This is a genomic window from Ensifer sp. 4252, assembly GCF_050434565.1.
Taxonomy (GTDB): Bacteria; Pseudomonadota; Alphaproteobacteria; order Rhizobiales; family Rhizobiaceae; genus Ensifer.
Window position 1 is genome coordinate 40,456 of sequence record NZ_JBNDIU010000032.1, and the last position, 6,055, is coordinate 46,510.

Here is a 6,055-nt window from a genome sequence, read left to right on the forward strand (position 1 = left end):
CCGGGACGGGTGTGAGCTTGGCGATATGTATTCGACATTTCCGCCAACAAGTATCGCCTGATCATCCACGTTGCCTATCCATATAAGCGGGTGCTGATCAAGTTTGTTGGCACCCACAAAGAGTACGATCAGATCAACCCGGAGACGGTGTAATGGACAACATTCGAGCCATCAGGAATGATGATGACCTTGCATGGGCTATTGCAGAGGTCTCGGCATATTTCGAGAACCAGCCGGAACTCGGGACAGATGAGGCTGACCGCTTCGACGTTCTGTCGGCCCTCATCGAGGCATATGAAGACGCGCACTACCCGATAGAGGCACCTGAACCCGTTGAGCTCATCAAGGCGCACATGGAAATGTTCGGCCGCACGCAGGCCGATCTTGCCGTGATTTTAGGTTCGCGCTCCCGGGCCTCTGAGGTTCTGAATAAAAGGCGCGCTCTGACCGTGGAGATGATCCACCGGCTTCATAAGGCGTGGAATATTCCGTCAGACTACCTTGTGGAGCCGTATCATCTTGTCGGTCGCGAAAGAGAGGTAGCCTGACAAGGCGGGCTTGAAATCCTCACGCCGCGGACTGCGGAACACCCGCGGCAATTTTACATTGATGTCTTTATCATCACCTGCGGCCCAATTTCTCCGAGACGAACGGCTGATGGACAGAATTTTCATCATGGGAAACGGTGGAAGTGGCAAGACGTGGTTGGCCAAAGAGCTAGCCCACAGGCTGCACCATTCAGCACATCACCTCGATGACTTCCATTGGATGCCGAATTTTGCCGGTGAGCGTCCGCGCGACGAGCGTGACCGATTGGTAGCCCAGGCTGCAGACGGCAACTCTTGGGTCATGGAAGGCATTTACGGTTCGATCATCCGGCAAGTACTCCCGCGTGTGACGACGCTGATTTGGCTCGATATCTCTGACGACGAGTGTATTTCCAACCTTTTGCAAAGAGGTCAAACTGGTGGAGGTACGGAGGCGCAGTTCGAGGAACTAATGGAATACACTCGCGGTTGCCGGCTCCGGAAGGGCCACTTGAATTCGTTCGACGCTCATCAATGGTTTTTCGCAGAGCATCAGTTGCAGAAGTTGAAGCTGTGCCGTCGCTCAGAGATCGCAGACTTTCTGGCGACAATCTGAAACGCATGCCGTTGATTGCCCTGTATCTCGCAGAAGTCACGCGCTGGGATCTCGGCGGCAGAGAGCGGGGCGGGCTGTGGGTGAATGCCCCTAAGCCCGCTCGGATGATCGACTTGCTTCGCTCGCCTGGGATTTCCACATGGCCGCATAATGACCCTTACGCTCAAGAAGGTCGGCATGAGAACCTCGTTCGATGATTCCGGCCGCGCCGAGTACGATGATTTCGTCGGCTTCCACAACGGTTGAAAGCCGATGAGCGACAATCATTGTCGTGTGACGAAGGCTGATTTCTCGCAGGTTGTTCTGTATTTCACGCTCCGTCCCTGTGTCCAGCGCGCTTGTGGCCTCGTCGAAGATCATGATCTGCGGGCGTTTAAGAACCGCGCGTGCGATTGCGACCCTCTGTTTCTCTCCTCCGGAAAGCTTCAGACCTCGTTCTCCGACCGGGGTCTCGTAACCATCCGGTAGCCCCATGATGAAGGAATGGATATGGGCGGACCGAGCGGCCGCCTCGACCTCCGCGTGGGTCGCATCTGGTCTCCCATATGCGATGTTGTATCGGATCGTGTCATTGAAGAGGATCGTGTCTTGCGGAACGATGCCGATGGCTGCGCGCAAGGACTGCTGTGTGACGTTTTGGATATCCTGGCCGTCAATGCGGATTGCTCCGCTTGTCACATCGAAGAAACGATAGAGGAGCCGTGACAGGGTCGATTTTCCGGCTCCAGTGGCTCCCACGATGGCGACTGTCTGGCCAGCGGGGATTTTGAAGCTGATGTTGTCGAGGATTTTCCGATGGCCGTCGTAGCTGAAGGTGACATTAGCAAACTCGACCCCACCCTCATTAATCTCAAGCGGACGGGCATCCGTTCGGTCTGCAACTTCCGCCGAGGTGCGCAGAAGCGTCAGCATGTCCTCCATGTCGATGAGGGCTTGGCGGATCTCACGATACATCAGGCCGAAAAAATTCAAGGGCTGATAAAGTTGCAGAAGATAGGCGTTGACCAAAACCAGGTCGCCAAGGCTCATTTCGCCGGCCTTGATCCCCTGCGCCGCCATCAGCATTATTACGACAAGCCCGGCTGAGATGATGAAGGTCTGGCCGATGCTCAGCACGACAAATGTCCACTGGCTCTGAACGGAAGCCTGTTCGTGCTGTCGCAGGGCGTAATCCAGTCGCTCGGCTTCGTGCTCCTCGTTGCCGAAATATTTGACCGTCTCGTAGTTGAGAAGGCTGTCGATAGACCTGCTGCTCGCCTCGGCGCTGGCATCGTTGAGCAACCGGCGAAAGCGGGTCCGCCAGGAGGTCATCACGATCGTAAACCCGGCATAGACAACGACCGTTGCCAATGTGACCAGACTGAAGCTCGCTCCGAAAAGATGCCAAAGGATCGTGCAAACGAGAGCAACTTCCAGTGCGATCGGCACGAGAGAAAACAGCATTCTCGACAGAATGACGGAGATGCCTTCAGTCCCGCGCTCGATGGCACGCGCGAGCCCGCCCGTCTTGCGATCGAGGTGAAATCTCAGGCTGAGTTGGTGTAACTGCCGAAACACTCGCAAACCCAGCAAGCGCGTGGCATTGCCGCTGACCCGAGTGAACAGCGCGATGCGCAATTCGTCAAACACGGTAGCCATGAGCCTCGCGCCGCCGTAGGCTAGGACGAGCCCGATCGGCACGGCAATAGTTGCGGCGCTCCCTTCGAGATGATCTACCAGGGCCTTGTATGTGAGTGGTACAAGCGACGTTGCGGCCTTCGCCGCGATCAGGCATAGCAGTGAATAGACTACCGCGCGGCGCAGCGCCGGAGCATTCTGCGGCCACAGATAGGGCAACAGATCTCTGGCAATCTGATGGGGGTTGTTGCTCGTCATGATCTCACTCGTTCTTAGGTGAAAGTTTGACGGGGCGCGCACCAAGCGTTGGGCGTAAAAAAAGGCCCCGTCGGGAGCCTGCTTGCCGCGCATGGGTGCTTTCGCCGGATGGTTATACCATCCTGCCCATGCGCCCGATCACCACTACCAGAGCTGTTTCCATCCTCATCATTGATCCAGCAAGCCAGAGTTTAGTCGCATCGTCAATGTACCCGCGGCCCCAGCTGACAACTGGCTAGCGAGAATCCCAAGTTTTGTTTGGGCTTTTTGGGCTTGAATATTGCAACGCAGGTCGCAGTCACGACGCGCATCGGGCGCTCATGTCGGGGCTGCTACGGTAGTGGGCGAGATGACGCTTTAGCGATTTTGCGAGGAAGCTTGTGCCGTTGAGCTCCACCCTATGCATCGGATGTGCCCGGACGCCAACCGACTTCCGACGCCCAAAGGTCCGCACGTCGGATAATTCGCCAAAGGTGGTCCGACTTACCCTCAGTGTAGGCTGCCCTATTGTCGCGATATAGACCGGCGAGCGCTCGCTTTAACTCCACGTACGGAGCGTGCTCCTCTGCATGGCTCCGCATGTAGTCGCGGAATAAAAGCGACCATTGCTCATGCCAGCTTCCTGATTGGCGGACATGGATATGGGTGCGCTCATCACCAGGGCGTTCTCGGAAATAACGTTTGGTCAAGTCAGCATTGGCTGGCCGCCATACGTATCCGATGGTCGCCATCCTTTCTGGCAGGATCTCGATTAGCTGTAGGTCTGCAACTGAAATCTGTATGTCGATGATCGGCTTTGCGGCCAGACCTTCGATTGATGTTGAGCCGATATGGTCAATACGGAGAGCATGATCCCCCAAAGTTTGGCGGATGGCCGCTGCCTTGAGAGCGAATTTATTGGGCCACCTCGGAGACCAATCGCAGATCTCAATTTGTTGTGTGGAAGACACCGCGTCTTTGCCTATTCGTAACGCTCCTCGCCCTGGTGCTGCAATATGCCGGTGACTGCGCCATTGTTGATATCGAATACAAAAAATGTTGTAAAAAGAACAGCTTAGTCGCGTAATGTATCGACTTGACCTTATGACCACGGGGCATCCGGCCAGAGGACCGATGTCTTCAAGCGTGGCCCTCTTCAATCCTCGGAAGGAACCACGCGAGGAGCCCCGCAAGCGGGAGGAAGGAGCAGACGTAGTAAACCGTTTCGACACCATAGCTGTCGGCCAGTGTTCCGAGAAGCGCTGCGGCTATACCGCCAAGGCCGAAATTCAGGCCGTAGAACAGCCCACCAATGAGTCCTATCCGGTGCGGCAGCAACTCGATTGCGTAGATCAGGATGGAGGCGAAGGCGCTCGCCATGATCAGGTTGATCATCACTGTCAGCACGCCGGTCCAGAGGAGGTCGACGTGTGGCAGGATCAGCGTCAGCGGAAGCGGCCCCAGAACCGAAATCCAGATGATACGATAACGCCCGATGCGATCACCGACGATGCCGCCGATCAGCGCGCCCGCGGCCGAAGCCAGTAGGAAGATGAACAGCATCATCTGTGCGGAGGGGATCGAGAGGCCGAACCTCTCCATGAGATAGAAGGTGTAGAATGAGCGGAAGCTTTCGCCATAGGCGTTCTTAGTAAACATCAGCAGCGTCAGGACCACCAGGGCTACCCCGATCGTCGCTGGCGCGTGACGAACGGCGCCGCCCGCCTTCTTGCCGTCTGCCCGCAACACCATGAATGCGGCGCTGATCTCCCGCTGCTTGCTACCGATCCATACAAGAAGTGCCATGGCCATCAATGCGAGAACGGCAAACCAGGCGAGGCTCGGCTGTCCCCAGGGAACGATGATCAGCGCAGCGAAGACCGGGCCGAGCGCGCCGCCCGCCTGACCGCCGACCTGAAACAGTCCCTGCGCCAACCCCTGGCGCCCGCCGGCGGCATAGCGCGCCATGCGCGTCGCTTCCGGGTGAAAGATGGACGATCCAATGCCGATCAGCGCAACTGAAACCAGAATCACCGCGTAGCTATGGGCGAAGGCAAGGCTAACCAGGCCAGAGAGTGTAAACATCATCCCCACGACCGGTGAATAGGGCGCGGGATGTTTGTCCGTCACCATGCCGATTACCGGTTGCAGCAGCGACCCGGCAATCTGGAAGGTCATGGTGATCAAGCCGATCTGCACGAAATCCAGCGCATAGGCGTCCTTCAGGATCGGATAGGCCGCCGGAATCAGTGACTGCATCAGGTCATTGAGGAGATGGGTCAGACCCAGAATGACCAGCACAGCGAGATGCGTCTTGGGACGCGTCATGGTGGGAATGGCGACAGTCATGATTGTTGTTCTTGGCCCTTGGGAAATTTGGGGAGGCGGCTTGCAGCGGCATCCGACCGTCATCGGTAGAACGCGGCGCGCCGCGATGGGAGCTTATGCATCGACCGAGGGGCGGGCAACCGTTTATTCGCGCTGCGAGGGCAATGGGAGACAATCCTATCCCGATGGATGTCGCGCGCCGACGTCGTGAGGAAGCCGGAGGCGACATCGGCGGTCTCGTCGATCAGGCGCTGGACTACATCGGAAGACCAGGTGACCTCGACATCGAGATGCAGCGTCGGGTGGCGCCGCGAGAACTCCACGATCAGCGAAGGCAGGAAGGAGAGCCCGACGCTCTCACCGTCTTCAAGCCCCTGAAAATGTCGAGCTCGGACACCGCCGCTTCGAGAGGTGATGCGGCGCGACGGACTGCCGGTGAAGGATTTCGCCGGCGGCCGTCAGTTTGAGGCGATGACCCTCGCGTTGAAGCAGCGCCATCCCCAAGCGATCCCCGATCTGCCGGGATACGGACGACGACGCGACATTGAGCCTGCGTGCGCATTGGCCGCGGTTCGAATGTCACGAAGCGGACCGGCTGCTTCTAGGTGTCCGAACGAACTGCAACGACGTCCGAAATGGTGAAGGGTTTCGGGTGCCGTCAGGCGTACGAAAGCCTCTCATGCAGGAACCCGCGGTCGGCATTCCGTGAGCTATGGGGTTTTGTGTATCG

Annotated in this window: 7 protein-coding genes and 1 pseudogene; 3 read left to right on the forward strand and 5 right to left on the reverse strand. The window is 57.6% G+C overall.

Annotation, left to right across the window (positions count from 1 at the left end; genetic code table 11):
• Positions 1–21: 21 nt before the first annotated feature.
• The 3 genes and pseudogenes from ABIE33_RS32630 to ABIE33_RS32640 form a co-directional block, all read left to right on the forward strand.
• A pseudogene (locus tag ABIE33_RS32630) lies at positions 22–153 on the forward strand (type II toxin-antitoxin system HigB family toxin); the annotation flags it as partial.
• Positions 153–548 (forward strand): helix-turn-helix domain-containing protein, encoded by a 396-nt coding sequence (locus tag ABIE33_RS32635; RefSeq protein ID WP_429132775.1) that lies wholly within the window; start codon positions 153–155, stop codon positions 546–548. The pseudogene ABIE33_RS32630 and the gene ABIE33_RS32635, both read left to right, overlap by 1 nt.
• A 109-nt stretch (positions 549–657) precedes the next feature.
• The gene (locus ABIE33_RS32640) at positions 658–1,143 is read left to right on the forward strand and encodes an AAA family ATPase (RefSeq protein ID WP_429132777.1); all 486 of its coding nucleotides are present in this window, start codon (positions 658–660) and stop codon (positions 1,141–1,143) included.
• A 90-nt stretch (positions 1,144–1,233) separates the two neighbouring features.
• Here the strand turns inward: ABIE33_RS32640 and ABIE33_RS32645 are convergent, their stop codons facing one another.
• From ABIE33_RS32645 to ABIE33_RS32665, 5 genes are all read right to left on the reverse strand, one after another.
• A complete protein-coding gene (locus ABIE33_RS32645) occupies positions 1,234–3,111 on the reverse strand; it encodes an ABCB family ABC transporter ATP-binding protein/permease (protein ID WP_429132779.1) in 1,878 nt (625 codons plus the stop codon).
• A 305-nt stretch (positions 3,112–3,416) separates the two neighbouring features.
• The gene (locus ABIE33_RS32650) at positions 3,417–4,232 is read right to left on the reverse strand and encodes a GrpB family protein (protein ID WP_429132780.1); all 816 of its coding nucleotides are present in this window, start codon (positions 4,230–4,232) and stop codon (positions 3,417–3,419) included.
• Entirely contained in the window at positions 4,138–5,346 is a 1,209-nt protein-coding gene (locus ABIE33_RS32655; RefSeq protein ID WP_429132782.1) for an MFS transporter, read from the reverse strand. Before ABIE33_RS32655 ends, ABIE33_RS32650 begins: the two co-directional genes overlap by 95 nt.
• 59 nt (positions 5,347–5,405) lie before the next feature.
• Positions 5,406–5,648, reverse strand: a complete 243-nt coding sequence (locus ABIE33_RS32660; protein ID WP_429132784.1) for a hypothetical protein — start codon at positions 5,646–5,648, stop codon at positions 5,406–5,408.
• A 43-nt stretch (positions 5,649–5,691) separates the two neighbouring features.
• Positions 5,692–5,841: a hypothetical protein gene (locus tag ABIE33_RS32665; protein WP_429132787.1), complete on the reverse strand. Its 150-nt coding sequence runs from the start codon at positions 5,839–5,841 to the stop codon at positions 5,692–5,694.
• Positions 5,842–6,055: the final 214 nt, after the last annotated feature.